The sequence below is a fragment of the Acinetobacter sp. BY419 genome, from assembly GCF_019038395.1.
Classification (GTDB): domain Bacteria; phylum Pseudomonadota; class Gammaproteobacteria; order Pseudomonadales; family Moraxellaceae; genus Acinetobacter.
Window position 1 is genome coordinate 42293 of the sequence record NZ_JAGFXZ010000009.1, and the last position, 14775, is coordinate 57067.

Consider the following 14775-nt stretch of genomic DNA (forward strand, 5'->3'; position numbering starts at 1 on the left):
TTAAGTAAACCTGAATACCACTGCCTAAATTTTGATAGAAAAGAATACTGTATATGCTTTATAGCAGTATTCTGTCGCTCAAATTTCAAGCAATGATTGTTCTCATAGCGACCAGACACTGAATTGTATTTTAAAGGAATATAAACAACACAATAAAGAACAGTACTATTCTCGATAAAGCTTAAGCAGCAAATAAAGGACTGAATCCTTTTTTACGTAAGAGTTTTCGGTACATGCTTGAGCTACGATCTGCGGGAAAATGCGCTTCTAAAGATAAGTCCAAAGGTAAATATTCAGGTTTTTGATTTTCTACAATCAAACGGTCTTCTTCAAAAATTTTCAGATTAAATGCATAAGCATCTTCAACCGGTAAATCCTTATCATAGTTTCGGCAAATAGGGGCAAAAAGTCGGGTTGAGCGCGCGGTCATGGGTGAGGCTGCGTTCATAATGACCTGTTTGCTATTATTCGGGAAATGGATCGTAAGGGTTGCGGTAAACGGCAGGCTGACTTCAAAATGGCGTAACCATTTAAAATCTTCCTGACCCCGTTGCTCAGCCCCGATCGGATAACGTCCAACACTGCTAATATAATCTGCAGTAAAACCATAATCCGTTTCTGTGGTGCTGTAATCAGGCACTTCTACATCATCCGGATCGCCAAATGTCTCTGGATGCACCCAGGCAAAATGTGCTACATCAATAAAACCCTCAAGCTGTCTTCCTGCAAAACAGTTGATATCTACTGTAGGACAAACCAGTTGTTGGTATTCAGCATCCTCCCAAAAAGGCATATTGGGAATATTGGGTTCTGCATCCTTTGCAGCGCTTAATGAACACCAAATCAAGCCATACTTTTCTACCGCAGCATAAGTTTTCAGATTGAAACGCTCAGATATTTTATGCTGGGGATGTGCAGGGATTCGATTGCATTTACCTTCACTACCAAAGCGTAAACCATGATAACGACAAACTACACCCTGACCATCATTTTGTCCCAAGCTTAAAGGGACACCCCGATGAGGGCATGCATCTTTAGCTACCACCAGCTCATGATTCATTTTATAAATCACCAGCGGCATATCAAGCAGCATGCTACTGGTGGGTTGATCTGTAATATCACGCGCAAGTGCAATCGGATACCAGGACTGAGCCAATAGATACCAGTCCTGTTCTTCAAATGTCATATGAACAGGTAAATCAGGATTGAAAGTGGCGATATTTATATTCATAACGGGATCTGTTTTTTGACCTTTGGTTTGAATATAAAACACAGCAGCGTTCTATGAAATTTCAATTAACTGGATATAGGCTTGCATAAATTAGAACAGTGATAGGCTCTTGTAACTAAAATGAACTTCAATCCTGAATATTTAAGATTCCCCCCTCATCTATTCATATCTAAATAGTTGAGCTCAGTCCTCAATAAATCATGCTTTTTCTAAAAGCATGTGCTTACTTTGGATGTTCCACTTTGGCGCATAAATTGCTTGTGATGTTTATTAAATTTTATTGTTTGATATAAGACATCAGGGATTAAACGTGACAACTACATATCTACGCGGACAAGAACTCATAGATCAAATTAGAAAGCAGCCATATTCACGAGACCTGATTGGCTATCATGGGAATGTTCCAAAAGTAGAATGGCCAAACCAAGCTAGGATTGCAGTTCAGTTCGTTCTCAATTACGAAGAAGGTGGTGAAAACCACATTGAGCATGGCGATACCGGTTCAGAACAGTTTTTATCTGAAATTATTGGTGCTGCAAGTTTTCCAGACAAACATATGTCGATGGACTCCATGTACGAATATGGCTCACGTGCAGGTTTCTGGCGGATTCATCAGGAGTTTCAAAAACGTGGTCTGCCGATGACTATTTTTGGAGTTGGCATGGCATTAATCCGCAATTCCTATGTTGTCGCAGCAATCAAAGATGCCAAGTATGACGTGGTCTCGCATGGTCAGCGTTGGCTGCATTATCAAAATATGGATATTGAGACTGAACGCCAACATATGGATCAAGCTATCAGTGTATTACAGTCACTTTTCGGCAAAGCACCTCTAGGTTGGTATACCGGTCGCGATAGTCCAAACACCCGTCAATTACTGGCTGAATTTCCCCAGATTCAGTATGACTGTGATTACTATGGAGATGACTTACCATTTTGGAGCACATTAACCAGTCAGACAGGTGAAACACGCCCTCATTTGATCATTCCATATACTTTAGATAACAATGATATGAAATTTAGCTCACCGGGCGGTTTTAACAGTGGAGAGCAGTTCTATCAATACCTCAAAGATGCTTTTGATGTGCTCTATGTAGAAGGAGAAACTGCTCCCAAAATGCTGTCAGTTGGGATGCACTGCCGTATTTTAGGACGTCCGGGACGCTTTAAAGCACTACAAAAGTTCCTGGACTATATTCTAAATCATGACAAAGTCTGGATCTGTCGCCGGGGTGATATTGCTGAACACTGGTATAAACACCATGCACCATAATCAAAATAATCTATTTAAAAAGAGAATCTTGGATTCTCTTTTTTGATTTATGCAGTTTATAAAAATAATAAAGAAATCATATTTGGCATTGTTATTGCAAAACCCATATTGAATAAACATTAAATATAATCAGGCGATTTAATAGTGCGACTCATTGAATTTAATCAAGCATCACTACAAGATGCCATGACCTTTTTAAAGCACTGTGTGCAAATCCCGAGCTGGTCGACCCAAATTGCAGCACAACGTCCTTATGTGTCGGTTGAAGACGTCTTGAATACAGCCCAACAACAGGCAGTGACCTGGACCTGGGAGGAAATTAAAACAGCTTTGGAGAATCATCCGCGTATTGGTGAGAAAAAGGCCCAGGCTGAATTGAGTGAAATAGAAAAAACATTTTCGAATCGTGAACAATCCTCCATTACAGCAGATGAAGAAACCCAGCTGGCTTTGCTGAAAGGCAATATTACCTATGAAAAAAAGTATGGATTTATCTTTCTGATTAAAGCCTCAGGACTGAGCAGTGAAGATGTCCTTCAAGCGTTGAAATATCGTTTGTTAAACGAGCCAGAGATTGAAAAACGTATTGTCCACAATCAACTGGCGGAAATTGCCTTGTTAAGACTGTCTGAGGAGCTTCAGGCATGATCAGTACTCATATTTTAGATACACATCTAGGCAAACCTGCGGCACAGGTGAAAATTAAACTTTTTTCAGAAGACGGAAGCTTGCTCGGTGAAGCTTTGACCAACACAGATGGCCGAGTGGCAGATTTCGGTTTAACTGAATTTAAAGCTGGAAATTACAGCCTTGAATTTGCCACTTCTACCTATTTTGAAAGCCTGGGATTAGACACATTCTTTCCTAAAGCTGTCATTCACTTTTATATAAAAGATGCATCACAGCATTTTCATATTCCTTTGCTGATCAGCCCATTCGCGTACTCCACATATCGCGGCAGCTGATTTTATTTTTTGACTTTGAGGGAGAGAAAAAGAATGACAGAACAAAGCAAAACAATTTCACCGGAACATGAATATTTAGGCGCAGGAAAAAGTGCTGCCTATGGTTTACAGCACGTATTGACCATGTACGGCGGTATTATTGCACCGCCTTTGATCGTGGGAACAGCAGCAGGTCTGGACGCCTATCAAATTGGGTTATTGATTGCGGCAGCGCTATTTGTAGGAGGGTTAGCCACGATATTACAAACCATTGGCGTGAAGTATATCGGGGCCAAATTACCTTTAGTACAAGGAGTTTCTTTTGCCGGTGTTGCGACCATGGTGGCGATTGTCACCACAGGTGGCGGTTTGCAAGCAGTCTATGGCGCCGTTATTGTTGCATCCTTGATAGGTTTCTTTATAGCACCTTATTTTTCCAAAATTATTCGCTTCTTTCCGCCTGTCGTAACCGGCTGTGTAATTACCGTGATTGGTTTATCCTTGTTGCCTGTGGCCGTACGCTGGATGATGGGCGGCAATAAAAATGCACCTGAATGGGGAAGCGTTGAAAATATCAGTCTGGCATTGATGACCTTAGGCTTGGTGATTTGCTTGAATTTAAGCCGACATGCAGCTGTCCGGCGCTTGTCTATTTTACTGGCAATTGTATTCGGTTCGGTATTGGCCTATTTATTTGGTTTCGGTGATTTCTCTAAAGTTGCGAGTGGGACATGGATACAAGTTCCAAGCTTCTTTGCTTTTGGGCTACCGACTTTTGAATTGACTGCGATCATTTCCATGCTGATTGTTACTCTGGTCATTATGACTGAAACCACAGCAGATATTATTGCGGTGGGTGAAATAGTAGGAACCAAAGTAGATTCGACTCGTATTTCTGATGGCTTGCGTGCCGATATGTTTTCGAGTGCAGTGGCTCCAGTATTTGGTTCCTTTATGCAGAGTGCTTTTGCACAAAATGTTGGTTTGGTCGCCATCACAGGAGTAAAAAGCCGTTTTGTTGTCGCTGCCGGCGGTATGATTTTAGTGGTTTTGGGGTTGCTGCCGATTATGGGTCGTTTGATTGCTGCGATTCCTGTACCTGTGCTGGGCGGTGCGGGCTTGGTTCTTTTTGGGACAGTGGCGGCGAGTGGAATCCGTACCTTGGCTAAAATTGATTATAACGAGCAAAAAAATCTCATTATTGTCGCGACTGCTATTGCTGCAGGTATGATTCCTATTATCGATCATTCATTTTATGCAAACTTTCCAAAATGGGTGCAAACCTTATTTCATTCAGGGATTAGCTCTACCTGCTTAATGGCTATTTTATTAAACCTCCTGTTCAATCATCTAAATCTTTTTAAAAACAAAAGTAATTTGGCAACAGAAATTATTGTAAAGAGCCCTCATTAGAATTTTTAAGCTAAGATTAAAACAGCCCGATAAAATGGGCTTTTTTTATCAAAAATTAAAAAAGTTGGCTTTGATTTTGCTTTACCTCTTGAGTGATCTTTCTATTACTATTGGGGTACCTTTTTTATGAAATTCACTCAAGTTGCTGTTGCCACTTTAATCGTATTAGGTGCTATATCAGCACAGGCAAAACCGATCTGGCAAGACTTCAGCATTTCAGGCCTGTATGGGAAAAATTATGAATTGATTGCACGTGAAGACAAGCAATCCACGATAACTGCTGAATATACTGCGAAGCTTAAATATGGTGATTTCTTTGCCTTTGCTGACCGTACCAACAATGATGTAGATGGCAATCAGACATATTTTGAGGTTTCACCTCGTCTAAGTTTAGGCGCAGTTACCGGTCAAAAACTCGAGCTTGGACCGATTAAAGATGTTTTGCTGGCCAGCACGTGGGAAGGAGGCTCCGGTTTTAACAACTACCTTTATGGTGTTGGTGTCGACCTTGCGATTCCATATTTTCAATATGCTCAGTTAAACTTCTATAAAGCTGACAACTACAAAAATAATCCAGATGATTATCAAATGACTTTCGTATTTGGTATTCCTTTAAAAGCCGGTTCAGAAGATTTTCTTGTTGATGGTTTTCTTGACTGGTCTACAGACGAAGGCGACAATCACGCCAGTGAATTGAACTGGACTACACAGTGGAAATGGAATGCGGGTAAACACATATCTCCAGATACTCGCTTATACCTCGGTATCGAATATTCCGTATGGCACAATAAATATGCGATTAATGGCATGGATGAAAACAACGTCAGTGCTTTAGTGAAATATCATTTTTAAGTAAATCAGTTCCCAAAAAATTAAAAGCCCTTAAAAATAAGGGCTTTTTTAATCATTAAAAGACTATAAGCATTTTTTGAGGAAACGTATAAACATCGCAGTTCGGTCCGGTTCCAATTCGATCTACCACCACAAAATCACTCGATGCTTCAAGCGTGAGTAAGGGGTGATGCCATGTACCGGCACGATAATTTATGCCTTGCGAACCGTCACTCATGAATACCTGAATCTGACCAAGATCGGGTTGCTGGTGATTAAGAGTAGGGGCAACAATAATCAAAAATTGCTGACCCTGCATAGGAATAAAAGTTTGTGAACCGAGAGGATGCCTTTCCAGCATTGAAATTTCAAAAGGGATTGCCGTGGCCTGAATATTCCTGAATATACTGAGTCCAGCTTTTGCATCAGTTTCTACCTCTGCCAAGGCATGATAACGCTCAGTCTGCTGCTCATTGATATGAAAAAAATGATTACCCTGACAGGCAATGACTTCACCATAAGGCAGAAAAGCTTCAGCCGTTAAAGGCTGGATTTTTACAGTTGGCATGTTCAAAGTCTCCATCAGCTTTAAATCCTTTTCCCCCATAAGCGAATCCGGCTGATCCCGCCATCCGGGATCATATTCACACGGATATGCGAAATTTTTTCGTGCTGTAAGATTTCATCGATGTAATGATGGATGTGATCCATTTGCATGGGCTGTGCCTCTAATAAAAAGGGCCAGAACATACTTTGTGGAATGAGTTGTGGATCAGTCGCATCTTCAATATAAATGGCTTGAAGAGAAACTTCAGCTGGATAGTTTCCTTTAAAATGTGCGGTATCAATATCAATTTTTTCAATTCGGGCACTTGTGCCTAGAGCTAAAATGCACCAGTCAAAACCAGGAGCACGGCGACGTTTTGTTTCCCAGCCATCGCCCATGTTGATACCGCGACCCGGATTAATCAAATTACGTGGGTGACCAAAATGTGCATCGCTATAGGCAATCACACGGCCGCCATTTTCCAGTGCCAATACATCCAGAATTTGATCATGATCGTGAAGATCAATTTTTACACTGCCATATACTTTAAAGCGTGCAACACCGCCATCTGGATAAATATTCAAGCGGATATGGGTAAATGTGTGGCTTGTTGAGATCTGGAAAATATGGTGCTGGCTAGGTCGGAGGACGTTATTTTCTAAAATACTGATCCATTCTGCTACTTCGATATTTCCATCTGGTGCATAGCAAGCTTCAACAGAAGCAGAGGCCGGATAATTACCGCTAAAAAAAGTCGTATCAATATCCAGTGCCTGAATTTGACCCGCAACCGCCAGTTTGATAATGGCCCAGTCATAGCCTGAAAAGCGCTTACGGCGTGTTTCCCAACCATCCATCCATTTGCCATGCTCATCAAACTTGTCTTCAACAAAAACCGGTGCATCAAATTGCAACATCCGTTTTGCTTCAGCAAAAAACTCATCCGAACATTCAAGAATTTCTGCACCAATTCGAGCATCTGCCAGATTGGTTAACTGCTGCAGTGAAGCAGGCAAATCAAAAATTGGAGCTAATAAGGTCGCCATCTTAAATTTCCGTAATAGTTATAAGTCACATGAATGCGTATTTTCTAAAAAAGCGAATTTGATTCTGCATTTATAAAAAACAGGGCATTAGATGGATTTAAAAGCACAGCTTGTGCCAACTTTCGCCATTTTTTTAGTGCATTTTTTTAACAATGGCACGTTTTTAGCTATTTATCTGGTAATTCATATTAAATAACCGGGAGTAATAGATGGAGATTGCAATTATTGGGGCAGGAATGGGTGGTTTAACCGCAGGAATTGCACTAAAAAAGTTCGGTCATCAAGTCACCATCTATGAACAAGCAGAACAAATTTTACCTGTAGGTGCTGCAATTTCCTTGTGGTCGAATGGGGTGAAATGTCTGAATTATCTAGGTTTGACTGAGCAGGTGGCAAAGCTGGGTGGCCAAATGGATAATTTAGCCTATATCGATGGCTTAAGTGGCGAGATCATGACCCAATTTAGCTTAGCGCCTTTAATTGAAGAAGTCGGTCAACGTCCATATCCAGTATCACGTGCTGAATTACAAAATATGCTAATGGATGCATTTGGCCGGCAGGAGATTCAGCTTGGTAAAAAAATGGTGTCGATTGCGGATAATGGCCAATATGTCGAAATTGGTTTCCAGGATGGCAGCAATGCCCGTGCAGAGCTATTGATTGGCGCGGATGGCACTCATTCGATGACACGTCAATATGTGCTGGGTGAGCAAGTTGAACGCCGCTATGCAGGCTATGTGAACTGGAATGGCCTGATTGAAATATCTAAGGATTTAGCACCGGCAAAACAGTGGACAACGTTTGTGGGTGAGGGCAAGCGCGCATCGCTTATGCCTGTGGCAGACCAGCGCTTTTATTTCTTCTTTGATGTGCCATTGCCTGTGGGTTTAGAAAATAACCGGACAGAATATAAGACCTTATTAAAACAGTATTTTTCCGGTTGGTGCCCACCGGTTCAACACCTGATTGACAGCATTGATGAACAAAAAACCAATCGGGTCGAAATTCACGATATTGAACCCTTTACCCAGTTCTATAAGGGACGTGTCGTGATTTTAGGGGATGCCGCACATAGCACCACCCCTGATATTGGACAAGGGGGCTGCCAGGCGATGGAAGATTCGATTTATTTATCTCGTGCCTTGCAAATTAACACCTTAGGTTTGGAGGATGCTTTAAAGCGCTATCAAAACAAGCGGAATGAACGTGCCAATGAACTGGTCCTGCGTGCACGTAAACGTTGTGATGTAACACATATGAAAGATGAGCAGATTACCCAGGCCTGGTATGACGACCTGCGTAAAGAGCAAGGTCCCCATATTATGAAAGGGATTATCAGTAATATTGTGGGTAATCCACTGGATTAAACCCAGTAAATCTCATCCATCCATATTGAAAAACCGCGATTTTGGTCATTGCGGTTTTTTTATAGGATACCGTTGCATTCTTAAAAGATTACAGTTGCTGCATTTTGGTTTTCAAGGCTTCCATCTGCTCAGTAATATGTTTAATCATCAACTGCGAAACGCGTGAAATTTGGCGTTTTGGCGCCACACACAGGGCAATGGTCAGCGGATGCAGACCTCTTTCTAAAATTGGTTTAAAGACCAGTTCATTTCGTTCAACATCAGGTAAAACATCCAGATAGCTAAAGATTCCAATGCCTAAATTCTCTTTAATTAAAGCATTCATCAGGCGTATATCATTCGATTCAGTTTTACGTGCAGGGATGAATTTATGATGCTTATACATGGCTTGCACATAATCATGGATAATTAAGGGTTCTGAAGGAATAAAATGATTGTCATTTAAGGTATCTGAAAAATAAATCTTTTCTACTTGAGCGAGTGGATGTAATGTTCCCATCACAAAACCCAAAGGTAATTCTAGGAAATGAACCACCTCAAGATGTTGATGTGATTTTGGATTGAGAATTAAACCGAAATCCAGTTCTGCGTCGATAATTTTCTTGGCGACCACTTCACTGTCAGCGACCCGAATATTAAAATTAATCCAGGGATAGTTTTCATACATATATTGCATAGACTGCATGACAAACCCATCATTTAAGGCCGAGATTAAACCAAATTCGATGCTTCCACGCGTAAGCCCCTGAATCTCGTCAAAACGGATTCGTGTTTGCTGGAATTCTTTTTGCCATTTCAACACATCGGCATAGAGCAATTCACCGGCAAGGGTAAGTTTTAAACCACTAGGCAAACGCTCAAACAAGACAATTCCCAATTCCTCTTCAGCCAGCGCAATTTGCCGGTGTACAGCAGACACGGAAATAAATAATTGATCTGCAGCTTTGCGTAAACTGCCGGTTTTTGCCACAGCTATAAAATATTCTGAAAATCGAGAAAAAGGCGTATTCATCAATTTAGTCAAGCTTAGAACCACCTTTTATTCAAATTAACATTTTAGATAAAAGGTGTTATGCGAGTTTTATGCCAAATGAGGAGTTTTTATTGACGCATCCATCAGTTTTCCAATGGAGTGTTCTAATTTTTAGAATGATTTATACGAAACACTCTAATAGACAGAATGGTAAAAAATTAAGTAATTTCAATAATAAGAACAGCCCGGATTGCATATTTATGCACTTTTTGAGGTCTGTAAAAAGATAAGGCAACAAAACATAAAATAGGTTTTATATGAATGCAATTCCAGTCACCAATTTATTCAACAAGCCCTGTTATAGCCAGTTTGATGATCAGGACTGGGATATTCTGGTTCATCACTGGTATCCGGTTGCACGTATTCAAGACGTTTCGATTCAACCTCAACAAGTGATGCTGCTTGATGTCAAACTAGCACTGTATAAAACGGAAAGTGGCACAATTCATTTGGTGCGTGATATCTGCCCACATCGGGGTGTGCCCTTGACCAAAGGTTGGGTGTCCGGCGAAAACATTGTCTGTCCTTATCATGGCTTACACTACAATGGGGAAGGAAAATGTGTCAAAATTCCGGCACAGCCCGAGCTGACCAAGATTTCTGATCGCTTTTCACTAACTAAATTTCCAGTAGTCGAAAAATACGGTTTGATCTGGACCAGTATTTTTAGCCGTGACCCATCAAAAGCCAATTTCCCTGTCTTGGATACTTGGGACATGTCCGATCATCAAGCGATTTTACCGCCTTTCGTCGATATTGGAGGCTCAAGTGGACGTCAGCTGGAAGGCTTTATTGATGTTGCACATTTTGCCTGGGTACATCATGGTTCTTTCGCTGATCCTGATAATCAGATTGTACCTAAATATACTACCGAGCGTACAGATTACGGCTTGCATACTGAATATGTCAGTAATGTCAGTAACTATCCACATGGCATTCAGGATCTGGCACCGGAAGGCTTTTTATGGAAACGGGTATTTGATGTCTACCCACCATTTTCTGCAGTGTTGACGGTACATTTTCCAGAGCAAGGACTGTTAAAAATTCTGAATGCCTGTTGTCCGGTATCACACAATAAAACCCGTTTATTCGTGCCACTGACACGTAACTTCGATACCACAGGTGATTTACAGGCTGTCTATGACTTTAATGCACAAATCTTTGCAGAAGATCAGGATATGGTTGAAAGCCAAAAACCCGAAGAATTACCGCTCGATATTTCCATGGAAGCGCATTTTGAAGCTGACCGATCTTCAACCACGTACCGTAGAATATTAGCCGAATGTGGTTTAAGTAAACGTTATGTTGTTTAAATAAAAACAAGAATTAAAATGGGTTGAGAGTATTTAAATAATATTGATATTTATTTAAATCTAGATCCTATTTTCAATATAAACAGATATTAAATTTAAAATACAGGATTATTTTAATGCACCGTCCAGATCAGGAACAGATATTAAAGTTTTTGCGTTTATCAAATGATGTTGGACGGCGTGCCATGCAATTGGGTCATCATCCTTTTGGTGCAATTTTGATTGCTCCGGATCATGAGACGATTCTATTGACTCAATGCAATATTGATACGGTCAATCATGCCGAATCCACGCTTGCGCGTGTGGCAGCAACCAACTACCCGGCAGATTATGGCAATGTACACTATATACTGCTGTTGAGCCTTGCTGCATGTGTGCTGGAACCATTTACTGGGCCAATATTGGCCGTGTTGTTTATGGTATGTCAGAGGAACGCTTACTGACCTGCACGGGTAACCATCATGAAAATCCCACCATGAGTGTCAGTTCCCATTATGTGTTTAGCCATGGGCAAAAAGACATTGATCTGATCGGTCCGATTGTCGAGATTGAAGCTGAAATGGTCAGTTTACAGCAGCAGTTCTGGCAAAACCATTAAGTCAAACCCCAAAAAAATCCCATTTTTAATGGGATTTTTTATTTTATATCAAAATTAATATTAATATAAAAATGCACAATTTAATAACACTTAATATTTTTATGCTCAATCATGATTCATTTATTCAAAATCATAAAGTAATATTCCTATTTAGTTAAATTAAAATATTCAAGAAGACCATTATTTTAAATAAAATTTATTTTAAAAGAGGATATTTTAATCAATCTGGAATGTTTATTGCTATTGATATATTGAACAGACTGAGCTCATTCGAGTAAAGCCATTTTTAATGGTGTGTGTCTTGTGACACTGAACAACCAAGAGTAGAAGAGAATGAAAGAAAAAAAGACATTGAAAACTGGATTCAAAAAATTAGTGGGTGCATTGCTGGCAAGTAGTGTAGTGGGCATGGCAGCAATGGGGAATGCTCAGGCTCAAGATAAAGCCGCGTTTGTTTATATTGGTCCAACCAGTGACCATGGCTGGACTTATTCTCATGACCAAGGCCGTATTAAAACTGATAAGGCACTGGCTGGAAAATATAAAACTTCCTATATCGAAAATGTTCCCGAAACGGCTGATGCTGAACGAGTGATCCGCAATCTGGCACAGCAAGGTAACAAAGTCATTTTTGCAACCTCGTTCGGTTATATGAATGCGATGGAGAAAGTATCTAAGCAATTTCCGAATACGGTATTTATGCATGCAACAGGTTATAAGCAGGGGAAAAATTTAGGGGTATATGACGTTCGTACCTATGAAGGTGCTTATATGCTCGGTGTAGTCGCAGGTCAAAAAACCAAAAATAATGTACTCGGTGTAGTGGCATCTTTCCCAATTCCGGAAGTGGTACGTAATATCAATGCCTATACCCTCGGAGCACAAAGTGTAAATCCAAAAATTAAAACCAAAGTGATTTGGGTAAATTCATGGTTTAACCCAGGTAAAGAACGTGATGCGGCTTTGGCACTGATTGCTCAAGGTGCAGATGTTCTGATGCAAAATACCGACTCTCCTGCAGTAGTACAAGCAGCTGAACAAAAAGGCGTATTTGCTTTCGGGTGGGATTCTGACATGAGTAAATTTGGACCTAAGGCGCATCTTGCAGCATCCGTTCTACATTGGGAAAAAATCTATACCCCAGTGATGACTCAAGTCACTAATAAAACCTGGAAACCGAGCGCACTCTGGTACGGCGTCAAACAAAAAGCAGTAGATATCGAAAGTTTTGGTCCATCTGTTCCTGCTGCCACAAAAATCAAGGCACTGAGTGTGCGTGATGCGATTCAAAAAGGAACCCTTCATCCATTTACCGGTCCAATTTACAAACAGGATGGCACTTTGGTCTTGGCAAAAGGTAAAAGCTTAAATGATGCCGCATTAAGCAAAATGAACTACTACGTGAAAGGTGTAGAGGGTTCGTTACCAAAATAAGGCTAGTTAGATTCAGCCATTAAATAACTTCGAATTTATTTTCATCCATCTGAATGCCGATGCACTTCAGATGGGTGCCGCACTGTCGCAGAATTGAATAGAGCGCCTATGATGACTTCTCAACATGATATATCTGCTCATACGCAAGAGATGAACGCAATATCTTTTGCGAGTGTGCCACGTTTACAGCTCATTAATATCTGTAAACGTTACAATTCATTGAAAGCAAATGACCAGATACATTTAACCGTTCAACCTGGACAAATTCACGCTATCTTGGGTGAAAATGGTGCCGGAAAAAGTACCCTGATGAAAATCATTTATGGCGCAACCAGGGCCAATGAAGGACAAATGCTCTGGAACGGCAAGGAAGTTAAAATCGATAGCCCGTCGATGGCGAGAAAGCTGGGTATCGGGATGGTCTATCAGCATTTTTCATTGTTTGAAACACTGACTGTGGTGGAAAATATTTCACTGGGTCTAGATAAAAAAATCGACTTAAGAGTCCTGAACCAAAAAATTATTGAAGTCTCGGAACAATACGGTTTACCCGTCGACCCTCGCCGTGAAGTACATTCTTTATCGGTGGGTGAACGGCAACGCGTCGAAATTATTCGCTGTCTATTACAAAACCCGGCTTTAATTATTTTAGATGAACCCACTTCAGTATTGACTCCGCAAGCGGTACAACAACTGTTTAAGACTTTGCGTTTATTGGCATCTCAAGGCGTTTCGATTTTATATATCAGCCATAAGCTGCATGAAATTAAAGAACTGTGTGATGAGGCGACTATTTTACGCAATGGACGTGTTACCGGAAACGTTAATCCTAAAGACAACAGCACCAGTGATTTAGCACGTTTAATGATTGGCCGTGATTTACCTACCTATTTACGCCAAGAATATTCAAGTACACAGCAGATGTTATTTCAGGTTGAAAATCTAGGCTATCAATCCGATGACCCTTTTGGCATGTCTTTAAAAAATATCAACTTAAATATTTATGCCGGTGAGATTGTCGGTATTGCCGGGATTTCCGGCAATGGCCAGGCAGAATTACTGTCTTTATTGTCAGGTGAAAACAGTCTGAAAAATGGTCGTATTTTTCTGGACCAGCAGGACATTTCCAGACTCAGTCCCGGACAAAGGCGTGACTTGGGTTTAGGTTTTGTACCTGAAGAACGCTTGGGGCGAGGCGCCGTACCGAATATGACACTGGCACAAAATGCACTGCTTACTGCCTATCGGCAGAAGTATACCCGCTGGGGGCTGATTAAATTCTCAGATATCACTACTTTTGCAGAAAAAATTATTGAAAAATTTGGCGTTAAAGCGGGCGGGGCTTCTGCTGAAGCACGTTCTTTGTCCGGCGGGAATTTACAAAAATTTATTGTGGGCCGGGAAATTTTACAAAATCCAAAATTCTTGATTGTGGCTCAACCGACATGGGGTGTAGATGTTGGCGCATCCATGTTTATTCGCCAGACCCTGATTGACCTTTCTCGACAAGGAGTCGCCATTCTAGTGATTTCAGAAGAATTAGAAGAACTGTTTGAGATCAGCGATCGCCTCTGCGTACTGGCCAATGGTGAATTATCGTCGCCTGTTCAAACAGATGAAACCAATGCTGAAAATATTGGGGTATTGATGTCAGGTATTCGCAGCCATGACCTGTCAGTGGAAAATGCAGAGGAGCAACAAGTTCATGCTTAATACTCCTAGAAAACAAGCATACAGACAGATTA

The 14775-nt window shown here is 40.8% G+C and carries 14 protein-coding genes and 1 pseudogene; 11 read left to right on the top strand and 4 right to left on the bottom strand.

Annotation, left to right across the window (positions count from 1 at the left end):
- Positions 1-181: 181 nt before the first annotated feature.
- Positions 182-1231: a Rieske 2Fe-2S domain-containing protein gene (locus KUG37_RS05310; RefSeq protein ID WP_216935736.1), complete on the bottom strand. Its 1050-nt coding sequence runs from the start codon at positions 1229-1231 to the stop codon at positions 182-184.
- Positions 1232-1541: 310 nt separating this feature from the next.
- Here KUG37_RS05310 and puuE point away from each other — a divergent pair, with 310 nt between their 5' ends.
- From puuE to KUG37_RS05335, 5 genes are all read left to right on the top strand, one after another.
- Complete coding sequence (gene puuE, locus KUG37_RS05315) at positions 1542-2504, top strand: allantoinase PuuE (protein ID WP_216940270.1); 963 nt, start codon at positions 1542-1544, stop codon at positions 2502-2504.
- A gap of 144 nt (positions 2505-2648) precedes the next feature.
- A complete protein-coding gene (gene uraD / locus KUG37_RS05320; RefSeq protein ID WP_216935738.1) occupies positions 2649-3152 on the top strand; it encodes a 2-oxo-4-hydroxy-4-carboxy-5-ureidoimidazoline decarboxylase in 504 nt (167 codons plus the stop codon).
- Positions 3149-3469: a hydroxyisourate hydrolase gene (gene uraH / locus KUG37_RS05325; RefSeq protein ID WP_216935739.1), complete on the top strand. Its 321-nt coding sequence runs from the start codon at positions 3149-3151 to the stop codon at positions 3467-3469. Before uraD ends, uraH begins: the two co-directional genes overlap by 4 nt.
- 33 nt (positions 3470-3502) lie before the next feature.
- Positions 3503-4861, top strand: coding sequence for a nucleobase:cation symporter-2 family protein (locus KUG37_RS05330; protein WP_216935740.1), 1359 nt, complete (start codon positions 3503-3505; stop codon positions 4859-4861).
- 126 nt (positions 4862-4987) lie between these two features.
- Positions 4988-5713, top strand: coding sequence for an outer membrane protein OmpK (locus KUG37_RS05335; protein WP_216935741.1), 726 nt, complete (start codon positions 4988-4990; stop codon positions 5711-5713).
- A gap of 55 nt (positions 5714-5768) precedes the next feature.
- Here KUG37_RS05335 and KUG37_RS05340 read toward each other — a convergent pair whose 3' ends face one another.
- Positions 5769-6266 carry an ureidoglycolate lyase gene (locus tag KUG37_RS05340; RefSeq protein ID WP_216935751.1) on the bottom strand — a complete coding sequence of 166 codons (498 nt, stop codon included), beginning with the start codon at positions 6264-6266 and terminating at the stop codon, positions 5769-5771.
- Positions 6267-6280: 14 nt separating this feature from the next.
- Positions 6281-7285: an allantoicase gene (alc, locus tag KUG37_RS05345; RefSeq protein WP_216935742.1), complete on the bottom strand. Its 1005-nt coding sequence runs from the start codon at positions 7283-7285 to the stop codon at positions 6281-6283.
- 209 nt (positions 7286-7494) lie between these two features.
- Here alc and hpxO point away from each other — a divergent pair, with 209 nt between their 5' ends.
- Positions 7495-8652 (top strand): FAD-dependent urate hydroxylase HpxO, encoded by a 1158-nt coding sequence (gene hpxO, locus KUG37_RS05350; protein ID WP_216935743.1) that lies wholly within the window; start codon positions 7495-7497, stop codon positions 8650-8652.
- Positions 8653-8740: 88 nt separating this feature from the next.
- Here the strand turns inward: hpxO and KUG37_RS05355 are convergent, their stop codons facing one another.
- Entirely contained in the window at positions 8741-9664 is a 924-nt protein-coding gene (locus tag KUG37_RS05355) for a LysR family transcriptional regulator (protein ID WP_216935753.1), read from the bottom strand.
- 278 nt (positions 9665-9942) lie between these two features.
- On the opposite strand from KUG37_RS05355, the gene KUG37_RS05360 reads away from it, so the two are divergent.
- The 5 genes and pseudogenes from KUG37_RS05360 (at position 9943) to KUG37_RS05375 (ending at position 14743) form a co-directional block, all read left to right on the top strand.
- Positions 9943-10998 (top strand): aromatic ring-hydroxylating dioxygenase subunit alpha, encoded by a 1056-nt coding sequence (locus tag KUG37_RS05360; RefSeq protein WP_216935744.1) that lies wholly within the window; start codon positions 9943-9945, stop codon positions 10996-10998.
- A gap of 286 nt (positions 10999-11284) precedes the next feature.
- Positions 11285-11383: pseudogene (locus KUG37_RS14875) on the top strand (hypothetical protein); the annotation flags it as partial.
- Positions 11384-11419: 36 nt separating this feature from the next.
- Positions 11420-11596: a hypothetical protein gene (locus tag KUG37_RS14690; protein ID WP_367947475.1), complete on the top strand. Its 177-nt coding sequence runs from the start codon at positions 11420-11422 to the stop codon at positions 11594-11596.
- Between the two features lie 333 nt (positions 11597-11929).
- Positions 11930-13030 carry a BMP family ABC transporter substrate-binding protein gene (locus KUG37_RS05370; RefSeq protein ID WP_216935745.1) on the top strand — a complete coding sequence of 367 codons (1101 nt, stop codon included), beginning with the start codon at positions 11930-11932 and terminating at the stop codon, positions 13028-13030.
- A 108-nt stretch (positions 13031-13138) separates the two neighbouring features.
- Positions 13139-14743 (top strand): ABC transporter ATP-binding protein, encoded by a 1605-nt coding sequence (locus KUG37_RS05375; RefSeq protein ID WP_216940271.1) that lies wholly within the window; start codon positions 13139-13141, stop codon positions 14741-14743.
- Positions 14744-14775: the final 32 nt, after the last annotated feature.

Coding starts and splice junctions, on each gene's coding strand:
- KUG37_RS05370 (WP_216935745.1), top strand. CDS start 11,930: ATGAAAGAAAAAAAGACATTGAAAACTGGATTCAAAAAATTAGTGGGT.
- KUG37_RS05330 (WP_216935740.1), top strand. CDS start 3,503: ATGACAGAACAAAGCAAAACAATTTCACCGGAACATGAATATTTAGGC.
- KUG37_RS14690 (WP_367947475.1), top strand. CDS start 11,420: ATGTCAGAGGAACGCTTACTGACCTGCACGGGTAACCATCATGAAAAT.
- hpxO (WP_216935743.1), top strand. CDS start 7,495: ATGGAGATTGCAATTATTGGGGCAGGAATGGGTGGTTTAACCGCAGGA.
- alc (WP_216935742.1), bottom strand. CDS start 7,285: ATGGCGACCTTATTAGCTCCAATTTTTGATTTGCCTGCTTCACTGCAG.
- KUG37_RS05335 (WP_216935741.1), top strand. CDS start 4,988: ATGAAATTCACTCAAGTTGCTGTTGCCACTTTAATCGTATTAGGTGCT.
- KUG37_RS05310 (WP_216935736.1), bottom strand. CDS start 1,231: ATGAATATAAATATCGCCACTTTCAATCCTGATTTACCTGTTCATATG.
- uraH (WP_216935739.1), top strand. CDS start 3,149: ATGATCAGTACTCATATTTTAGATACACATCTAGGCAAACCTGCGGCA.
- KUG37_RS05360 (WP_216935744.1), top strand. CDS start 9,943: ATGAATGCAATTCCAGTCACCAATTTATTCAACAAGCCCTGTTATAGC.
- KUG37_RS05355 (WP_216935753.1), bottom strand. CDS start 9,664: ATGAATACGCCTTTTTCTCGATTTTCAGAATATTTTATAGCTGTGGCA.
- KUG37_RS05375 (WP_216940271.1), top strand. CDS start 13,139: ATGATGACTTCTCAACATGATATATCTGCTCATACGCAAGAGATGAAC.